This window comes from Halorubrum coriense DSM 10284, assembly GCF_000337035.1.
GTDB classification, from domain to species: Archaea; Halobacteriota; Halobacteria; order Halobacteriales; family Haloferacaceae; genus Halorubrum; species Halorubrum coriense.
In genome coordinates this window covers 136,681-155,582 of record NZ_AOJL01000062.1, presented here as the reverse complement: position 1 = coordinate 155,582, position 18,902 = coordinate 136,681, and the positions used below count along the sequence as shown (strand labels likewise).

Sequence of the window (18,902 nt, the reverse complement as noted above, 5' to 3'; positions counted from 1 at the left end):
TATCAGAAGTCATCGACATCTCGCCCGCCACGTGGGGTGACGAGGAACCGGTCGTAGTCGTTCTCCCAGACTTCCGTCTCGTGGGTGCCGACGATCAGGGACGTACCCATGCCGCCGACCTCGTCGCCGTGGTCGGTCGCCTCGCCCAGCGTCGTCAGCGTGTACGTCTCGTCGTCGAGGTTGCGGCCGGCCTCACCCCGACCGGCGTCGTTGACGATCGCGACCGAGGCGTCGTCGGTGCGATGTTCCCGGAGCACCTCGATCGCGCGCTCGTAGTCGCGCCAGCAGTTGTAGAGGACGATTGTGAACCCCGACACTGCGGCGGCACGGAGCTTCTCCGCGATCTCCTCCCATCCGCGCCACTTGTCTGATAATGAGATCGTACAGAAGTCGTTCGAGAGCGGCGCGCCGACCATCGCGGCCCCGCCGAGCGCGGCCGTCACGCCGGGCACGATCTCGATCGGGACGTCGTCGGCGTCGTCCTCGTCGGCCATCAGGTAGACGAGGTCGGACTTCCCGTACACGTTGGGATCGCCGCCAGAGACGTGTGCCACGTCCTGTCCGGCGCGGACGCGCTCGAACGCCTCACGGGCGAGTTCGATCTGCTGCCCCATCGAGGACCGTACGATCTCGACGGTCTCGCCGTCGGGATGGGTGCCGATGTTTCCGGCCGTCCAGCCAGCGTTGTCGGTCGAGTCGGCCGTGTTGACCGCGGCACCGCCGTCTGTGGCGGCGGCGTCCTCTATCTGCGATTCGGGGGGAATAGTCCCGTCCCGACGGAGGAACTCTTGGTAGAGGTTCGACGCGATCACGCAGTCGGCGTGGCGTATCACGTCGCGGGCACGCTGCGTCATCGCGTGCGGGAGTCCCGGACCGATACCGACGACGTACAGCGTTCCCATGTCGTTCGGCGCGTCGTCCGCACCGCCGGGCACCGAGCCGTTCCCGGTCATTGCCCCACCGCCACGGTCACTTCGTTTTCGTATCTGGTCTTCTCTGTGACGAGTTCGTGGTCGGCGCCGCCGGCGATAGCGCTCGCCTCAGCAACACCTGGCCAGCCGATGAGTTCTTTCGCCTTCGAGGGCGTCGGTCCCTCAAACTCAAGCAGGGTCTCCTTGTCGAACGCGACGACGCCAACGTCACGCGTCGCCGCCGCGGAGAGAAGCCCCTCTTCATCGGCTTTTCGCGTCGCGGTGGCGACGAACTCGACGTCAGCCCAGTCGCGGTCGAGCTCGTCGAGGGCGCGGTCCCACGCGCCAAGGAACCGGTCTTCGTCCGCACCCGAGACGGAGCCTGTGCCGAGCACAATCCCGTCGTTGAGGTTTCGTTTGAGGACCGTCACGTCGTCGTCGACTACCACCGCCCGCGGCCCGTCGAGCCGTTCGACCGGGCCGAGTTCGTCGTCAAGGACGGCCAAGTTCGTCGCGACCGTGGAATCGCCGTTAACGACGTGTGAGGACAGTGCCTTCGCCTGCTTCTCGACGCCCTGTTTGTCCGCCGCCTCCGAAGCGGTGGTCATCGCCGGCACGGCGCCGAGCGTCGCGAGGTCATCCGCCACTTGATTAGCGCCGTGGTGACCGCCGGTGATCGGGATCGCCCACGTGAGCTCCTCGTCGACCACGACGATCGCGGGGTCGTCCCACTTGTCGTCGAGCAGCGGCGCGGTCTTCCGCATGGCGATTCCAGAGGCCATCAGTCCGACGAAGCAGTCGTACTCGCCCCAATGCTCGGCGAACACATCGCCGTGGTACTCGATCACGTCGATTGACTCGTAGCGGTCGCCGATCCCCTCGACGATCTCTGTGGCGGTGTCGAGCTTTCGCTCGAAGCTGATGACTGCTATCTCCTCCGCCACTTCGCCGTCCGAGTCCGCAGTCGAACAGTGCCCCCCGCCGGAGTCGTCGGTCGTGTCGGTGCTACTCGCGTTCGTCCCGTCATCGCTGTCGGTGCTCATCAGTCGTCAGCCTCCGTTTCGGTCGTCTCCGCGGCGTCCGCTGCGTCGTCCGGTTCGCCGCTTGCCGCGTCCGTTGCTCCGCTGTTCGCCCAGTCGCCGTAGAGGAACGACCGCTCGTACCCCGCACCCGTCGCGGCCTCGCCGATGAGGACCATCGCGGACGCACGGTAGCCGGCCGACTCTACCTTCTCGCCGATGTCGGCGATCGATCCGGTGATCACGTCCTCGTCGTCCCACGAGGCGTGATAGACGACCGCGACCGGCGTCTCCGGGTCGACACCGTCACGGTCAAGCAGGCGGTCCATTGTGTCGCTCACCGCGTGGGTGCCGAGGTAGATACAGGTCGTCACGTCCCCCATCTCGACAAATTCGGCGACGTGGTCGTCCTCGGCATCAAGCGTTTTTCCGCGCGGACGCGTGAACGCAACGTGGTTCGCCACGCCGTTCAGCGTGAGTTGGGTGCGCAGCGTCGCCGCCGCCGCGAATGACGACGTGACACCGGGGACGATGTACGCCGGGACGCCCTCGCGTTCGAGCGCATCGATCTGCTCGAGTGCGGCGCCGTACACCGCGGGGTCACCGCTGTGGAGTCTGACAACGGTGCGTCCGCTCTTGTGGGCGTCTCGCATCAGCGGGATCAGCTCTTCAAGATCCTTCCCTACGGAGTTCACCAGTTCCGCGTCCGCGCAGTGTTCCTCTAAGAGCGCGCTAGAGACCAGCGACCCGGCGTGGACGACGAGGTCGGCGTCGTCGACCAGTTCCTTGCCACGCACGGTGAGGAGACCGGGATCGCCTGGCCCGGCACCGATAAACGGAATTCCCTCTTGACCTTCGCCCGCGGTGTACTCGTGGACTCGCGGGTCGAGGTCGTCTGCTGTCCGGTCGCCGACGGCGTTGATGACCGCCTGCGAATCAACCGGTTCGTCAGTCATCGCTCACCTCCGGGTCAGCGGTCGCGGAGACGCGGCTGTTCGCGTCCGCGTCGGCCGCGAATTCGTCGGTCGCCCGCGACGTCTCGAGGCCGCGTCGCTCGGCGTACGCGAGCGTGTAGTAGTCGCGGTCCGCGACCCTTTCTGCGTCTGCGGTGACGACCGTCTCGCCCGCTTCCATGAACAGCCGCCGCCCGAACCGCACGTCGTATCCCGCCTGGTCGAGTTTGCGGGCCGTCTCGGGGGCGTCAGTCACTTTGAATAGGACCATCCTGTCGGGCCCGGTGGGCGCGCGCCCGCCGGCGGCCTCGCGGAGCGCGAGTCCGGCGCCGGCTTCCACCTCGACGTCGAGCGCCGTCGCGAACGCCGTCATCGCGCTGATCCCAGGTACGATCTCCACGCCGATGTCGGGATGGAACGCATCGAGCGTCCGTCTGAGGTGTCCGAACGTGGAGTACACGTTCGGGTCGCCGAGCGTAACGAACGCGACGTCGCCGTCGCGCGCTTCGGGGGCGATCTCGGCCGCAGCCTCCTTCCACGCCTCGCGCAGCCGGTCCTCGTCGCTCGTCATCGGGAAATCGAGGTCCCCGATCCGGCTCTCTGGAACGTGTTCGGTTGCGACCGCACGCGAGAGTCGACCCGGAGAGTACACCACGTCGACGCCGTCGAGGATCTCCCGGCCGCGAACGGAGATCAGGTCGGAAGCGCCGGGACCGAGTCCAACGCCGTACAGGGTCATGCGGTGCCACCCAGATCGTTGTTAGAGCCCGGCTCGCCGACGAGCATGTACACCGGGTTGTCGGCGTCGAAGCTCGTCGCGCCCGCGAGGTCGTAACCGGTCGCCATCTGGAGGCAGAGCACTTCGTCGAGGAGGTCGCGGTCGCGGAACGCCCGAGCCGCCTCTCCCGCGACCTCGAGACGGGAGACGTTCATAACGATCCGATCGTAGCCGGCGGCGACAGCGGCGTCGAGAACGCACTCGTAGTTTCGCGATCCGCCGAGGAAAACCACGTCACCGTCCTCCGGAAGCTGTTCCGGCGCCTCGGCGTTGATGAGCTGTACGTCGGCGTCGTACTCGTTCGCGGCGAGGTTCGCTCGAGTGGCTTCGAGCCGTTCCCCTCTCCGTTCGAGTGCTGTCACCCGCCCCGCGCGTCGAGCGGCCTCGATCGTTACCGCGCCGGTACAAGAGCCGACCTCAACGAAGTGGTCGTCGGGACCGAGCGCGAGCTTTCGCGCCAACACCGCACGGACCTCGGGCTTGGTCGGCCCCGCTTTCGCATCGTTCGGTAGCTTTGTCGCCTGCATTCACTACGCACAAGTGAATCGCACCACAAAACAATTTTGGTTGTAATAAGTAAATTCCAATTTACAAAGTGCGTCTGAGAACCGCTTTCAGCACAAGTACACCGTAAAATAGACAACAAGACTTTATCTATGGCATCTGAAAGTCCTGTGATGGATGACTCAACGAGTGGAGGATCGCCGGACGTCCTCGAGAACAAGCGAAGCGCCACGCGCTATCAAGTGCTCGTGGAAATCGCTTCCCGCCAGCCGGCCGTGAGTCAAAGCGAAATTGCGGAGACGATCGGCGTGACCTCGCAGGCTGTTAGTGATTACGTTCGCGATCTAGTTGAGTCCGGCTACGTTGAGAAGGGTGGTCGCGGCCGGTACGAAGTGACGAAGGAGGGGGTCGATTGGCTCATTTCTCGGACTGATGATTTGGAGGCGTATCTTGACCACGTGAACTCCGACGTGCTTGGGAGCGTTGAGGTTGACGCTGCTATCGCGCTCAACAACGTAGCAGAAGGAACGGAGGTCGGACTGGTGATGCGAGACGGCGTGCTCCACGCCAACCCTGCCGGTGGGACCGCGACCGCGGTTACCGTCACGAGCGCCAAAGAAGGCGAGGCCGTTGGTGTCGCCGACTTCGAGGGCGTCGTGGACTACGACACAGGCAACGTGTCGGTATTGCCCGTCCCGACTGTCACCGATGACGACCGCTTGAGTCCAGACATGGTCTCGACACACGTTCCGGACGAGGGACTCGTTGCGGTCGCCGGGACGGAGGCTTATTCGCTCGTTTCTCAGAGCGACGTCGACCCGGACATTAGATTCGGGACCGCAGAGGGCGTCGCCGAGGCAGGGATGCTCGGCCTCGACGTTCTCTTGGTCGCGGTGACCGACGAGATCCCGCGACACACCTCCAAGCTCCGGGATAGGAACGTGCCTCACCGGGTGCTCGATTCGGACGCGTTCTAGCTTCTCTGCGGGTTTTTCAGCCGGTCGTCGTCGGTTCCGTCGCGGTAGTATCGTCTTCGGCGGCGCCGAACAACTTGGTCATGAGTGTCGGCACGTCGTCCACCGTTACCTCCGCGAACCACTCGTCGTGCGGTTGGACGACGACGGCGACACCGTCTTCGCTACACATCCCGAGGCAGGATGTCTCCGCGACGGCGACTTCCGACCAGTAGCGGTCGCGTTCGCGAAGCCAGTCGCGGACGCAGTCAGCGATATCGCCGCCGTCGACGGCGGCACAGGCGGCGTACTCCGTTCGTTCATTGGTACAGACGAACACGGTCGCGCTCACCCCGCGCTCGTGCATCTGTTCCGTCCGTCGTTCCATCAGTCGGTTCCCCTCGCGGTCGCTGTCGGCGAATTTGTGCCACGCCGATCGACCCGTCGGTCGAAACGGCGAAAGACGACGGCGATCAGCCCCCAGAGGCCGGCCTGCGAGAAGCCGACGAGCCATCGGAACGCGGCCGATAGCCCGGCGGAAGCGCCGCCGGTCAGTGTCGGCGGAGCGATGATCGAGAGAAGTCCGAGCGCTACCAGCGGAAGCAACGCGACGAACACACCGACGCCACGACCGCGAGTGCGACTCATGCGGGTGTACCCGAAGATGCTCGTCGCCGCGACGATACCACCGACAACGACTAGGCCGAGGTAGAGCGGAACGCGAAGCGTCGACCCGTACAGCGGTTCCATGCCTGGCGTAGCCGGCGGAAGAACGGTCCACGGGGAGACGGAGACCGCCAGGAATCCGGCCCCTGCGAGGACGTACGGTCTTAGTGTTCCGCTAGGAAGCCCCGGCTCGAACAAGTGATACGCGACTCCGAACGCGGCCCCCAACAGGATTCCCCACAGGACGCCGCCGCCGGCGCTGACGACCGCCGTCGTGGTTTCGCCCACGGTGTGGGCTGCGTCGTGTCCGTGATCGCCGCCGTGAGACGCGAGGTGCTCTAGATGGCGGACAACCGGGGAGACGACCAGCCACGTGAACAGCCCGTACGCCAGCCCGGCGATAGCTCCGGCTGCAACGCCGGAGCGGAGCCGATCGATCATCAGTGGCAGATGATCCCGGCCCCGTGTCTGAAGTCGTGTAACGCGTCGTGGGCGAGTGGTTCCTGTAAGAACAAGAGCGTGAACCCCAGCGCCGCGACGAGCGCCAGAGCGGTAAGTGCAGTTATCGGATCGATCTGTGCCCCTGCCGTAGCGAACCGGTCGGCAACGGTGTCGGTATTCGTCGACATAAATCCAATTTGGAGAAAGTAAAGTTAGATTGTAAAACTTACGCTCCTCGGAAATGCTAGTGGTCCCCGATCACCGACTCCGGTGAGAGCGCGGTGAGCGGGGTCCGCCTCCCGTCTGTCGTCTCGCACACGATGTCGAGGACGCCGGCCCTCGACTCACCCGCGTCGACGACGAGAACCGACGCATCCGTTTCCGCGACCCGTTCGGCCGCCTGCCGGGTCGCAGTCGTCGGACTGCCCCTCGCGACGTTCGCGCGACCGTCAGAGACGAGTACGACTGTCGCTGCGGCCGGTTCTTTCTGCTCGATAAGCGTCGCGGCTTTGTTCAGACCGTCCGGGAGCGGCGTCCGATCCGCCGTCGGGAGCTCCTTCAACTGACGCGCGGCCAGCGAGACGCTCGTCGTCGGCGGGAGGAGCACCTCGGCCCCGTCGCCGCCGAACGAGACCAGCGCCACCTCGTCTCGCTCGGTGTACGCGTCGCGTAACAGTTCCAACGCTACGCCCTTCGCGGCGCGCATCGCGGGCGCCATCGACGCGCTGGCGTCCGCGACGAACACCGTGAGCGTATCGGCGTCTTCCGCTCGAACCGCCTGTCGGAGGTCGGTACTGGCCGGTCGTGATCGGCCGTTCCGCGCCGCCGCCCGGACGGTTGCTACCGGATCCATGGACTCTGTCCCCGCTGCGCGTTCCGTTCGCACTGTCGGCCCGCGACCTTCAGGAGACGGCGCCGCCGCGTGTCGCCCGTCGCCCTCACCCGTCGCGTCACTGCGACTCCCGGGCGACGGGACTTCTGGAGCCGTTGCGTCGGCGATTCCCGCGCGAGCGCCTCCGGGGGGGATCGGTGCGAAGTCGTCGTCGCCGTCTGAGTCGGGCGCCTCCTCGTCCGCTCTGTCGCCGTGGTCTACGGCCCCCGCGTCACTCGGCGATCGATCGGCGTCGTCGGCGTCCCCTGAGCCGGAGCCAGCGGGAGCGTCGGACCGATCGCGGTCGGAGCCCTCGGTGTCCGCCGCTCGATCCGAGCCGCTCCCGTCTGAGTCGCTCCTGTCGGGATCATTCTCGTCCGGACCGCTCCCGTCCGTGTCGGCCTCATCCGGGTCATTCTTGTTCGGGTCGGCCTCGTCCGGATCGGGGTCCTTGGTATTACTCTCCCCGACGTCTTCCACCTGGTCGGTGTCACCCTCTGGACCGCGGTCGCCCTCGGCAGGGTCGTCACCGAAGTGATCGTCAACCACCTCCTCCGGGTCAGCCGCCTCGTCGAAGGGGCGGCTCTGTAACCGATGGCTCAGCGCGTACTCGGCGGCGTCCGCCACGTCAGACTCGATCACCTTTGGCCGCCCGTCGAGTGCCGCGAACGCCCGGGCCCCGCGAGCGGCGGCGAAATCGGCCCGGTGGCCGTCGACGCCGGCGTCGCGGCAGAGTTCGGCGATGTCGCGTTTGAACTCTTCGGGAATCACGGGTCGGCGGTCACGCGCTTCGTGTACTCGCTCCCGGAGGGCCGTCGTCTCCGCCGCGAACTCCGCGCGTAGGTCCCGACCACTGTCGTCCTCGGTAACGACCCTGTCCAGAATTTCGACGCGATCGTCGATCTCGTCGCTCCCCGTGACGTCGACGCAGAGGTCGAAGCGGTCGCGCAGCTGGGGTCGAAGCTCCCCTTCTTCCGGGTTCATCGTCCCGATCAGCGTGAAGTCGGCCGGGTGTGTGACGCTGACGCCATCGCGCTCCACCCGGTTCGTCCCCATCGCGGCGGCGTCCAGCAGCACGTCGATCAGATGGTCCGGAAGCAGGTTGACCTCGTCGACGTAGAGGACGCCGCGGTTGGCGCGGGCGAGCAGTCCCGGGTCGAACTCGGCGTCGCCGTTGAGCGCGTCGGAGACGGAGAGCGTCCCTACCACTCGGTCGCGGGTCGCCCCGAGCGGGAGCGTCACGAGCGGGGCCGGTCTCGTTTCCACTGGCGGATCCTCGCGATCGCAGCATGACGCACACTGGTCGCTCGCAGAATAGTCGGCGGTAGTCCCGGTTGCGTCCGTTGGCGGACAGCCGTACGGGCAATCGGCGACGACCGTCTGTTCGGGCAACAGGTCCGTCAGCGCCCTGACAGACGTCGATTTGGCAGTCCCCTTTTCTCCCCTGAGGAGGGCGCCGCTGAGACTCGGTTCGACCGCTAACGCGAGAAGCACTCGCTTGAGATCCGCTTGGCCGACGACCGCCGGCAGGGGGGTGGAAACTTTTTTGTTTGTCCCCAAATCAACCATAATTGTGTTATTACAGAGGAGGTTTAATATCTTGTGACAAAAATCGGCCTCTACACCGCGACGGAGAACGAGCTGGGAGCAGTCCAGACGGCCGCAGGGCAACTCTCGGGTATCGATCTCGTCGTTCGGTCTGAAAGCGACCTCGACGAGCAGCGCGACGTGGCGTCTTTCGTGGACGAGCTCAGAGACGCGGCGGCGGTCGTCCTCTGGCTCCACGGCGGACAAGACAGCATGCCGGCGTACGAGTTCGCGGTCGATGAGCTCCGCGACGCTGACGTACCGCTCGTCGTCAAAGCGACGGGCGACGCCTTCGCGCTGGAGGACACCACCGTTGCACCGACCGATCGGGCGACTGTCTCCGAGTACCTCGACTACGGGGGGACGGTCAACATCTCGAACGGGATGCGATTCCTCGCTCGGGAGTACGGTGACGGCGAAGTCGCGGGTGAGATCGACGATCCGATCGAACTCCCGACGGAGGGCGTCTACCACCCCGATTACCCCGGCGAAGACTACGAGGAGCTGATCGCGACATTCGACACGGACGCACCGACGGTCGGCGTCTGGTTCTACGAGTCGCACTGGACGCACGAGAACGTCCGGTACGTCGACGCGCAGGTCCGCCGACTGGAAGCCCTCGGGGCGAACGTGCTGCCCGTGTTCTGTAATCCGGTCAGCGACGAGGCGAATCAAGAGGACGCGAAGTGGACGGCCACGAACTACTTCACCGACGGTCGAGACGAGCCGGTCGTCGATGCCGTCCTCTCGTCGTTCATGTTCTCGCTGTCGATGAGCGAGCGCGGGCGCGACGCGGCCGACGAGGGCGCCGACGCAGAGGGCGTGTTCCTCGACGAACTCGGCGTCCCGGTGATCCAGACCGTGACGACGATGCGTTCGCGCTCCCGGTACGAGTCGAGCGACACCGGCGTGATGGGCTTCGAGCTCGCGCTCTCTGTCGCGCTCCCCGAGTTCGACGGGAACGTCATCACCCACCCGATCTCGGGGAAAGAGCGCACAGACGACAGCGCGGGCATCGGCTCCGCGCCCAAGCAGCACTTCCCGATCGAGGACCGCGTCGACCACGCCGCACGGCTCGCGGTCAACTGGGCGAGGCTCAGACACACGCCGAACGACGAGAAGAAAATCGCGGTCGTACTACACAACTACCCACCGAGCGATGACGGGATCGGGACCGCATTCGGTCTCGACTCACCCGAATCGACCGTCAACCTGCTGGATGAACTCGACGGTCGCGGGTACGACCTCGGGTCGAAACCCGGAGTCGACGGGGCCGCGAGCGCCGGGACGACAGCCGGCCCGATCGCCGACGGCGAGGAACTAATCGACGTCCTCACCGGCCAGCTCACGCTCGACGACCGGTGGGTCGCGCCGGGCGACGTGCGCGACCGCAGCGTCGACACGGTGTCGCCGACGCGGTACGCCGAGTGGTTCAACGCGGCAAGCGACCGGTTCCGTGACGGCGTCCTCGACGAGTGGGGCGACCCACCCGACCGACCGTTCGCGATCCCGGGCGTCGAGTTCGGGAACGTCCTCGTCACCGTCCAACCGCCGCGCGGGTTCGGCATGGACCCGGAGAAGGTGTACCACGACTCCGATCTGTGGCCGCCACACGACTACGTCGCCTTCTACGGGTGGCTCCGGAACGAGTTCGACGCCGACGCCGTCGTCCACCTCGGCACCCACGGCTCGTTGGAGTGGTTGCCGGGCAAGACGGTCGGGCTCGGCTCTGGTTCGGCCCCGGACGGGCTGATCGACGACCTCCCGAACGTCTACCCGTACATCGTGAACAACCCCGGCGAGGGGACCCAGGCGAAGCGCCGCTCGTACGCCGCCGTCGTGGACTACCTGACCCCGGTGATGCGTCGCGCCGGCAGCTACGACGAGCTGACCGAGCTGGAGGATCTCGCCCGGCGGTACCGCGAGGCCGGCGGCACCGAGGTCCGCACCGACGAGGGAGCCGGACTCGAAGCTCTCATCCGCGAGACGGTCGACGACCTCGATCTCGCCGTTGAGCTCGGGATCGCGGGCGACGTCGACGAACAAGCAGACGTTCGCGGGCCGGACGCGGCCGGAACGACGCTCGCAGAGGGGGACATCGAAGGCGACGAGGTGCCCGTCAAGGAGCTCGTTGAGCGGATCCACGCGTACCTGACCGACGTGAAGAACACCCAGATTCGGTTGGGCCTCCACACGATGGGCGAGCCGCCCGTCGACGACCGCCTGGTGGAGTACCTCGTCGCGCTCACCCGCCTGGAGAACCCCGGCGGGCCGAGCCTCCGGAAGTCGGTCGCCGGCGTGCTCGGCGTCGATTATGAGCGAATGCTCGACGCCCCCGGCGAGTACGACGAGACGCTGGGCATGACATACGGGGAGGCCGCCGACGAGGTGTACGAAACGAGCAAAGAGCTTGTCCGGACGCTGGCCGCCCACGGCTTCGACGTGCCCGAGTCGGAATCAGACGCCGACGCGGACGACGAGACGACGATCAACCTGCTGATCGTCGGTATCGACCCGCTGGGCGACGCTCGCGTTCGGGGGGGCGCCCACGACGAGCTCCGGGACGCGCTTCAGTTCATCGCTGAGGAAGCGGCGCCTCGCGTTCGTGGTGCCGAAGCGGAGATCCCGCGCACGGCCGACGCGCTGGCCGGCGAGTACGTCTCGCCGGGCGGCTCCGGCGCACCCACTCGCGGGGGCGTCGACCTGCTTCCGACCGGGCGGAACTTCTACACCCTCGACCCGCGGAAGGTACCTGCCAAGGCCGCGTGGGATGTCGGCCGCGAGATCGCTGCCGACACGCTCGCCCGCCATCATGACGAGGAGGGCGAATATCCTGAAGAGATTGGCGTCGTCGCGTGGGGGACGCCGACCGTTCGGACTCGCGGTGAGACAATCGCGCAGGTGCTCGCCACGATGGGCGTCGAACCCGTCTGGACCGACGCGGGGCGGATAGACGACGTAGATCCGATCCCGCTCGACGAGCTGGACCGCCCCCGAATCGACGCCACGACCCGCGTCTCCGGCCTCTTCAGGGACGCGTTTCCGCAGGCGGCGAGTGTCATTCACGACGCGGTCGACGCGGTGGTCGATCTCGACGAGCCGCACGAGATGAACTACGTGAAGAAACATGTCGAGGAGGAGGCCGAGGCGCTGGACGCCGACGGCCACGACGATCCTGAGGCGGCCGCGAGACACCGCGTGTTCACGACGCGTCCCGGCGGCTACGGCGCGGGAACCAACAAGGCCGTCGACGAGGGGAACTGGGACGACGCCGCAGACCTAGCGGAGGTGTACGTACAGTGGGGCGGCTACGCCCTCGGCTCCCGCGGCACCGCCTCCGCGGCGCACGACGCGTTCGAGCGGCGTCTGGGGAGCGTCGAGGCGACGGTGAAGATCGAGGACACGATGGAACAGGATGAGTTCGACTCTTCCGACTGGTACGCGTTCCACGGAGGGTTCATCACCGCCGTCACCGAGGTGGCCGGCGAGGAACCGGCGTCGTACGTGGGCGATTCCTCTGACCCGGACAACGTCGATGTCTACACGAACGAGGAGAAGGTCCGGAAGGCCATGCGCGCGCGAGTTCTCAATCCCGACTGGCTCGACTCGATGGAGGAACACGGCTACAAGGGCGCGGGCGACCTCTCGAAGACGGTCGACGTGGCGCTCGGATGGGACGCGACGACCGGCGTCGTCTCTGACCGACTCTGGAGTGACGTGGCAGAGAAGTACGCCCTCGACAACGATCGCGCCGACTGGATGCGTGATGTCAACCCGTGGGCGCTGGAGTCGATCACGGATACCCTGCTGGAGGCGATCGACCGCGGGCTCTGGGACGCCGACGAGGACACCGTCAGGGAGCTGCAAGACCGTAACCTCACCGTCGACGGCGACATCGAGGAGCGCGCGTCGCGGGACCCGATGGAGGTGACCGGTGATGACGACTGAGGAGGGAGAGACTGACGCGTACGCCGACCTCGGTGCGACGACTGAGGACGCGATGGCCATCGCCGAGACGAGCATGGACCGCGTCCACGAGATCGTGCCGCAGGAGACGCCGGCCGACCGGCTGTGCGCGAAGGCGGTTCACGCCACCGGCGATCCCGAATTCGCGCACCTGATGCGGTTCGCGAACGCCCCGGTCGCGGCCGGAGCCGAAGCCGTGCTTGACGAGCGACCGATCGTGACCGACATCACGATGGTTAAGTCCGGAGTGACGGGACGCGGTCACAACTGTGAGGTTAGAAAGGCGATCGGCAACGGCGCGGACCTCGCCGCAGAGACCGGCATGACCCGCACCGCGGCGAGCGTACTTGAACTCGACGAGCGCGGTGTCTACGACGACGCGATAGCCGTCGTCGGTAACGCGCCGACAGCCGCGCTTGCGCTCGCCGACTGTATCGAACAGGGAACACGGCCGGCGGTCGTCGTCGCGACGCCGGTCGGGTTCGTGAAGGCCACGGAGAGCCGGAAGCGGATCCGGGAGGTCGCCGCGGCGCACGGCGTGCCCGCGGTCACGAACGTCGGTCGACGCGGCGGCTCCGGGCTGGCCGCCGGCCTCACGAACGAGTTGGTCCACGCCGCGAGCGACGTCCGGAACAACGAGACGTCGCTTGCGACCCTCCGAGGTGAGCGCCCGTGACGGACAGCTACGACCTCGATTCGGGTCCGGACCCAGCGGCGTACGCCGCGGCGCGGCCGGAGCCCGACCGCACGACCGGCTCGGCGGCGAGCGTCCACGCGGTCGGAATCGGGCCGGGCAACCCCGAGTATCTCGTGCCGCGAGCAGAGCGCGCGATTCGAGAGGCCGACGTGGTCGTAGGGTTTGAGACGGTCGTCGAGTTCGTCCGCGACCGCACCGACGCAGAGTGTCTGACGTGCGGATACCGCGACGAGACGGAGGCGCTGACGACGTTCGCCGACCGTGTGGCTCGCGGGGAGCGGGGCACTGCGGTCCTGATGGGCGATCCGAACCACTCTGGCTATCAGTTTGTCGGGAAGGTCGAGCGAGCGGTCGACGACGCGGCTGGAGAATCAATCGACGTACATGTTATCCCTGGGATCTCGTCGCTACAGATAGCAGCCAGTCGGTCACGGACCCCGATGGAGGACGCGACCTTCGTCACGCTACACAAGAGCGGCGATCTCGATGATGGTATCAATCGGCTTCGTCGCGATGTTGGCGAGCGCCACTTGCTCGTGTTACCTCGTCCCTTCGATTGGATGCCCGGCGACATCGCCGCCGATCTGCTCAAGCACGGTGGCGCTCCAGGAGCAGACGCGCTCGTCTGTGAGCGACTTACCCACGACGACGAACAGATTACCCGAACGACGCTTCGCGATCTTGCCGGACACGAAGGCGGTGATGAGCCCGCTGACTCGCCGTTTTCGGACCTGTCAGTGTTGATCGTTCGCCGCTAGCAAACTGTTTTAGGGGAACCAACCCCGCTCGCGATCGATCCCGAGGATGAGAAAAAACTATGAGGCGCATCAATCCCGTCCGCGCCCGTCCGTGGCCACGGGGTCGGCGTCAGCAACGAGATCGGGACTCGGCGTCGAGGGCTTGGAGTTCGCTCGAGCACGCTTGACCGCGACAGCGATCGCGTCGGTGACAGCATCGTGCGCCCCGAACGGCTCGGCGTAGTCGATACCGCCGCGATGTAACTCGAGCTGTTCGGGAATTCGGTCCCGTGTCGCCTCGCACTCGCTGACGAATAGTGGACACGCCACCGCATGATCGGCCTTGAGCGTGTACCGCGCGCATTCGACGGCCGGACTTTGGAGAAGATATGTGGTCCGAACTTCGTCGAAACTGGCCCGTAGACGGGCCGCATGGGACGTAGCAGCCGTTCTCGCGTGGCTGTCACGACTGTTCCCCAGGGCAACGAGCACGAGTGCGTTGGCGTCGCTCGCCGCAACTGCTCGGCTCCTAATCGCTTCGGTCACAGCTTGGTGCTTCCCGATTGGGTCGCAATATTGTACCTCACCGGAAAGTCGCTTCAAGGCTCTGGGAATGTCTTTCAGCGTCTCGTGAGTGTGTGCAAAGCACATCGGAACCGCATAAATCTGGTCTCCACGAACGTCCGATAGTGTCTCTATGAGTTCCGACTCTGGTTCTAACTCATACGTTGCAGTGGTGACCGTGTCAACGATACCAGCGTTCCGTAATCGGTCGGCGTGTTGCTCCGCGACGGATTGTACCTCATTCCGCCCGACGAGGACGATTGTTTCTCGTGGCATGTGAACAAATTATTTTGTCCTACTACAACTGGACTTGCCATACAGATATCGGGCTTCAGGTAAATAACTTATCCACGTGCCTCGTTGGAGATGGCAACGAGTTCGCTTCTAGATTGTGCGGAGGATCGACTTTGCCCGATATTCCGCGTCTAGATGCGAACCCAAACAGACGGTCACAAGAGTGGCGCGCCCGGGTGGGTGGTGGGATCGCTAGGCCGCTCGTTGATGCCTCCCATTTTGTCCAAGCTTTGCTACGCGTGATGTTCCAGCCACTCGAAGGGTCATCAGCGACAGGGATGACGGACCCGATGCCGGCACGTCCCACACTACGACCGAGCGTGGCAAGTTCTCACTGCTGAATGTACAGAAGGTCTGCTAAAACAGCTAGATAAGGGCCCGCACAACGCGTTACCCCGGAAGATTCGCTCTGGGGGTCCAACCTAGACGCATCGGGCGAATCAGACGTGTCTGAGAGCGTCGATAAATCCTTGTACGGAAAGGAATCGGCATGAGCGGAGCAGACGAAAGACCTGTATCCATCGACACCAGCGCATTCCGCACACTTTCACCACGTCCGCGCAACAAACACCTCCACTGTATCGTCTTCAGAGCCAGCAACACGGGAAATGGACTTTATATCCAGTTCCCAAACACGACGTATGCTCGCAAATGCCCGAACCCGTCGAATTCCGCAGGTCTGGCGCGTTGCGATCCTTGGAGCACTAGCCGCACTCCCTGCCACAGTCATTCTAAATTGGCTTCCAAACTCCGAGGCGACTGTCGGTGGAGGAGTGATGATTGTTGGAGCACTTATCGCAGGAGCCATCGCAACTCGTCGCTCGGTAGAGCCGAGTGCTGCTGGACTCCGCGCTGGGTTTCTAGGCGGAGCCACTGCAGTTGCTGTATTTCTGATCAGAGAAGGCACGACTGTGGTGTGGTCTCTCAATACGAGCGTGTTCTTCGCTATTGCTATCGTGATGGTTCTGAGTTTCACACCGGTGTTCGGTCTAATTTTTGGCCGGATCGGTGGCTGGGTGGCAAACACTGTCGCCGACTCTGGAGTCGATCAAGCAGCATGACAAACCGAGATTAAGTTATTCCTCCTATGACACCCGTACTCTCTGGACAACACGTACTTCGTGCTCGGTCTGGCAGATTTTGACAGCGCTGAATCGCTAAGAACACTCTTGATCTTACTGAGTCTCGTTCACCGCGTGGATTCGGCTTGTCTCAACGTCCATAGTGATCTGATCACCAACAGAGAGACCGTCGGCATCAAACCGGTCGCAATGGACAGTAAGTTCTGTTCCGTCACCAGTAGTGACGATTAACTGAACTTGCTCGCCGAGATAGAACAGATTCGCGATTTGTGCCTCAATTGGTCCTGATCCAACGACAAAGTCGTCTGGTCGGACCGCAAGTTGTCGGTGTCCATTTTGCGTTGAGCCTTGATCTGGGGCTGTCTCTGTGTCAACCGCGCCGGCTAATGTATTAGTAGCCACGATGTTTGTGGTCCCGATGAAGTTGGCAACGAACTCGTTAGCTGGTGATTCGTAGATGTCTGCTGGAGTGCTAACTTGCTCGACATGACCGTCGTTCATGACAGCGATACGGTCACACATGGCCATTGCCTGCTCCTGATCGTGAGTGACATACAGCGTTGTCACATCAAGCTCATCTAATAGTTCGCCGAGTTCCCGGCGGAGCGACCGTTTGAGTTGTGCGTCGAGACCAGTCATCGGTTCGTCCAACAAGAGAATTCGGGGCTCGATCGCAAGCGCCCGTGCGAGGCCAACCCGCTGTTGCTGTCCCCCTGAAAGCGTCTGTGGGGCACGGTCAGCCAACTCTCTAATGTCTAATAACTCAAGCAGTTCGTTGGCCCGCTCACGGCGTTCTTGTTTTCTGACGCCGTGCATCTTCGGCCCGAAGGTGACATTCTGTCGGACGGTCATATTGTTAAACAGCGCATAGCCCTGAAACACCAGTCCAACGTTCCGATTCTCCGGGGGGACGTGTGTCATATCCTCATCATCGTACTGGATTGTTCCCTCGGTGGCCGTCTCGAAGCCGGCGATGAGACGTAGTGTGGTGGTCTTGCCACAGCCTGACGGCCCCACAATCCCCAGCACCTCGCCGTCGTTGATTGTAAGCGACACCGCATCGACAGCCGTGGTTGAATCAAACTGTTTTGTGAGTGTCTCGAGTGTAATGGTTGCCATGGGCTAGAGCCTCCGTACGGCAGCTTGGTTACCGACCAACTGGAGCGCGATGGTCACGAGTGCGATTAACAAGAAAAACACTGAGACTGCCGCTGCGGCATTAAGAAACGACGCGTTCGTGATGTTGTTATAGAGGAAGATCGACAGCGGTGGCGTTCCACGTGAATACACGATATACGAGAAATTAAACTCCGCAGCAGCGAGTGTCCAACAGATGATTGAGCCGGCGACGATCCCTTCTTTCGCATTGGGGACGATTACTGTCAGAAATGTCCGCAACCAAGAGGCGCCTAACGAGCGTGAGCTCTCTTCGATCCGCCGGAGCTCCATTGATTGGAAACTAGATTGAACGGCCATCACCATGTACGGGGCTTTGAGTAGTGAGTAGCCGATCACCAGTGCGATCCCGGATGTTGAAAGGTCCGGGTACGCGCGGAGAAACGCGATCCCCAAGATAATTCCTGGAGCCAGCGGGAGGATCGCGAACACGTTAACCCAGCTTCGCCCCCAGAAGTCGTAGCGGGCGACTGCGTAGGCGATTGGCACGCCGACACAGATGTTTATTACGACGCCAGCCACAGCAAGCCCAGCACTGTACAACAGCGACGAGCCGACAGAGACATCAGCACCGACACCCGTGCCGCCAATGACATCTCCCCAGTTAGTGAACGTGAGAAAGCCGCTAGGCAGCGGTCCGACCCACTGCGCAGCAAACGAGCTGACGAATGTCAACAAGACGGGCAAGGACAGAAAGATGACTGTTGTCACCAAGATGAGCTTGACAAACTGGCGGCCGAACCGCGCCGAGAGGCTTCCAGTGTCGTATGTCGCCATTAGAGACTCACCTCGGCGCTCGTGTATCGCAACGCAAGCAGAGTAAACAAGAATACGAAGCCGAACCAAATAGTCGCCATCGCTGACGCCTGTGCGATATTGAACCCTTGAGCAATCTCTCTGTCAATCTGGAGCGTCCACACAAGAAGGCTCTTCAGAATGAGGATTGTCCCGAAGATGGCCAGTGCGGTCCGAAAAACGAGGACGAACGCTCCGATTAGGCCGGGTTTAATCTGTGGCAGTGTGACGTACCGGAACGTCTGGAGCGGGGTTGCACCAAGGCTTCGCGCGGCTTCTTCAGCGTCAGTATTGACTTCTGCGTACGTCCCACGGAGTAACAACAGCGCGCGCGGAATCATCGAGTACAGATAAGCGAAAAATAATCCACCAACGCTGGTCGCAATAGCGAGATCAATGGGCGACCGGCCTGAGAACGCAGCAACGATGTTCGTAATGAGGCCTGTGTTCCCGAACAAGACAATGATCATAAACGCCGCAACAATACCGGGGAGGCTGTTCGGAAATGACAGCACTGTAAGAATGAGCGATTCGCCCCGTAGGTCGTATTTCGCAAGCGCATGAGCGACTGGCACGGCAATAGTAATCGAGACAATTGTGGTGGCTAACCCAAACCACAGCGTGTTGATCGCAATCGTTCGGTAATAGGGGTCGACGATCAACTGCTCGTAGTACTCAAGAGTGAACCCTTCCGTGACAAGCCGTGCTTCTGAGAAGCTAATGCGGGCCATCTCGGCTAGTGGAACGACTCCTGAAAACAGCAGTAGTGATAAAAACGGCAGACACAAGCCGACGATACGACGGCGCTCACGCTCCTGTTCGGATTGTGGCCAAAAAATCGCTGAAAGGGTATCAGGGAGGCGCCGAGACAACCCCGCACTGACAGACTCCATATCAGTTGCCATCGC

The 18,902-nt window shown here is 63.6% G+C and carries 18 protein-coding genes; 5 read left to right on the top strand and 13 right to left on the bottom strand.

The genetic code is table 11. The annotated features are described in order from the left end of the window. Positions 1-2: 2 nt before the first annotated feature. Genes C464_RS16515 through cbiT form a run of 5 tightly spaced genes read right to left on the bottom strand, consistent with a single transcriptional unit; the run spans position 3 to position 4,188 of the window. On the bottom strand, positions 3-953 hold the full coding sequence (locus C464_RS16515; protein ID WP_006114928.1) for a precorrin-3B C(17)-methyltransferase: 951 nt from the start codon (positions 951-953) through the stop codon (positions 3-5). Further along, positions 950-1,954 (bottom strand): cobalt-precorrin 5A hydrolase, encoded by a 1,005-nt coding sequence (gene cbiG, locus C464_RS16510; RefSeq protein ID WP_006114927.1) that lies wholly within the window; start codon positions 1,952-1,954, stop codon positions 950-952. Before cbiG ends, C464_RS16515 begins: the two co-directional genes overlap by 4 nt. Next, positions 1,954-2,886 carry a cobalt-precorrin-4/precorrin-4 C(11)-methyltransferase gene (locus C464_RS16505; RefSeq protein ID WP_006114926.1) on the bottom strand — a complete coding sequence of 311 codons (933 nt, stop codon included), beginning with the start codon at positions 2,884-2,886 and terminating at the stop codon, positions 1,954-1,956. Before C464_RS16505 ends, cbiG begins: the two co-directional genes overlap by 1 nt. Beyond that, positions 2,879-3,622, bottom strand: a complete 744-nt coding sequence (locus C464_RS16500) for a cobalt-factor II C(20)-methyltransferase (RefSeq protein WP_006114925.1) — start codon at positions 3,620-3,622, stop codon at positions 2,879-2,881. The genes C464_RS16505 and C464_RS16500 overlap by 8 nt, the downstream gene beginning before the upstream one ends. Next, on the bottom strand, positions 3,619-4,188 hold the full coding sequence (cbiT, locus tag C464_RS16495) for a precorrin-6Y C5,15-methyltransferase (decarboxylating) subunit CbiT (protein ID WP_049911343.1): 570 nt from the start codon (positions 4,186-4,188) through the stop codon (positions 3,619-3,621). Before cbiT ends, C464_RS16500 begins: the two co-directional genes overlap by 4 nt. Before the next feature lie 150 nt (positions 4,189-4,338). Here cbiT and C464_RS16490 point away from each other — a divergent pair, with 150 nt between their 5' ends. Then, entirely contained in the window at positions 4,339-5,142 is an 804-nt protein-coding gene (locus C464_RS16490; protein WP_049911341.1) for a DUF7839 domain-containing protein, read from the top strand. 16 nt (positions 5,143-5,158) lie between these two features. Here C464_RS16490 and C464_RS16485 read toward each other — a convergent pair whose 3' ends face one another. From C464_RS16485 to C464_RS16470, 4 genes are read right to left on the bottom strand one after another with little or no spacing between them, the layout of a single operon-like run. Next, positions 5,159-5,506, bottom strand: coding sequence for a (2Fe-2S) ferredoxin domain-containing protein (locus C464_RS16485; protein ID WP_006114922.1), 348 nt, complete (start codon positions 5,504-5,506; stop codon positions 5,159-5,161). After that, entirely contained in the window at positions 5,506-6,225 is a 720-nt protein-coding gene (locus C464_RS16480; protein ID WP_006114921.1) for a CbtA family protein, read from the bottom strand. The genes C464_RS16485 and C464_RS16480 overlap by 1 nt, the downstream gene beginning before the upstream one ends. Continuing rightward, positions 6,225-6,413 carry a CbtB domain-containing protein gene (locus C464_RS16475; RefSeq protein WP_006114920.1) on the bottom strand — a complete coding sequence of 63 codons (189 nt, stop codon included), beginning with the start codon at positions 6,411-6,413 and terminating at the stop codon, positions 6,225-6,227. The genes C464_RS16480 and C464_RS16475 overlap by 1 nt, the downstream gene beginning before the upstream one ends. A gap of 56 nt (positions 6,414-6,469) precedes the next feature. Beyond that, positions 6,470-8,665: a VWA domain-containing protein gene (locus C464_RS16470; protein ID WP_080510494.1), complete on the bottom strand. Its 2,196-nt coding sequence runs from the start codon at positions 8,663-8,665 to the stop codon at positions 6,470-6,472. Positions 8,666-8,698: 33 nt separating this feature from the next. Between C464_RS16470 and cobN the strand changes: the two genes are divergently transcribed. The 3 genes from cobN to C464_RS16455 are packed head-to-tail and all read left to right on the top strand — an operon-like array spanning position 8,699 to position 14,104. After that, positions 8,699-12,631 carry a cobaltochelatase subunit CobN gene (cobN, locus tag C464_RS16465; protein ID WP_006114918.1) on the top strand — a complete coding sequence of 1,311 codons (3,933 nt, stop codon included), beginning with the start codon at positions 8,699-8,701 and terminating at the stop codon, positions 12,629-12,631. Beyond that, complete coding sequence (locus C464_RS16460; RefSeq protein ID WP_006114917.1) at positions 12,621-13,325, top strand: precorrin-8X methylmutase; 705 nt, start codon at positions 12,621-12,623, stop codon at positions 13,323-13,325. Before cobN ends, C464_RS16460 begins: the two co-directional genes overlap by 11 nt. Next, positions 13,322-14,104, top strand: a complete 783-nt coding sequence (locus C464_RS16455) for a cobalt-precorrin-7 (C(5))-methyltransferase (protein WP_006114916.1) — start codon at positions 13,322-13,324, stop codon at positions 14,102-14,104. Before C464_RS16460 ends, C464_RS16455 begins: the two co-directional genes overlap by 4 nt. A 69-nt stretch (positions 14,105-14,173) precedes the next feature. Here the strand turns inward: C464_RS16455 and C464_RS19895 are convergent, their stop codons facing one another. Then, positions 14,174-14,923 carry a CbiX/SirB N-terminal domain-containing protein gene (locus C464_RS19895; protein WP_049911339.1) on the bottom strand — a complete coding sequence of 250 codons (750 nt, stop codon included), beginning with the start codon at positions 14,921-14,923 and terminating at the stop codon, positions 14,174-14,176. A gap of 659 nt (positions 14,924-15,582) precedes the next feature. On the opposite strand from C464_RS19895, the gene C464_RS17925 reads away from it, so the two are divergent. Next, positions 15,583-16,002: a DUF5518 domain-containing protein gene (locus C464_RS17925; RefSeq protein WP_080510493.1), complete on the top strand. Its 420-nt coding sequence runs from the start codon at positions 15,583-15,585 to the stop codon at positions 16,000-16,002. Positions 16,003-16,116: 114 nt separating this feature from the next. On the opposite strand, the gene C464_RS16445 is transcribed toward C464_RS17925, so the two are convergent. Genes C464_RS16445 through C464_RS16435 form a run of 3 tightly spaced genes read right to left on the bottom strand, consistent with a single transcriptional unit; the run spans position 16,117 to position 18,899 of the window. Further along, positions 16,117-17,142 (bottom strand): ABC transporter ATP-binding protein, encoded by a 1,026-nt coding sequence (locus C464_RS16445; protein WP_006114914.1) that lies wholly within the window; start codon positions 17,140-17,142, stop codon positions 16,117-16,119. Positions 17,143-17,145: 3 nt separating this feature from the next. Then, positions 17,146-17,976 (bottom strand): ABC transporter permease, encoded by an 831-nt coding sequence (locus C464_RS16440; protein ID WP_006114913.1) that lies wholly within the window; start codon positions 17,974-17,976, stop codon positions 17,146-17,148. Continuing rightward, complete coding sequence (locus tag C464_RS16435) at positions 17,976-18,899, bottom strand: ABC transporter permease (RefSeq protein ID WP_049911337.1); 924 nt, start codon at positions 18,897-18,899, stop codon at positions 17,976-17,978. Before C464_RS16435 ends, C464_RS16440 begins: the two co-directional genes overlap by 1 nt. Between the last annotated feature and the right edge of the window lie 3 nt (positions 18,900-18,902).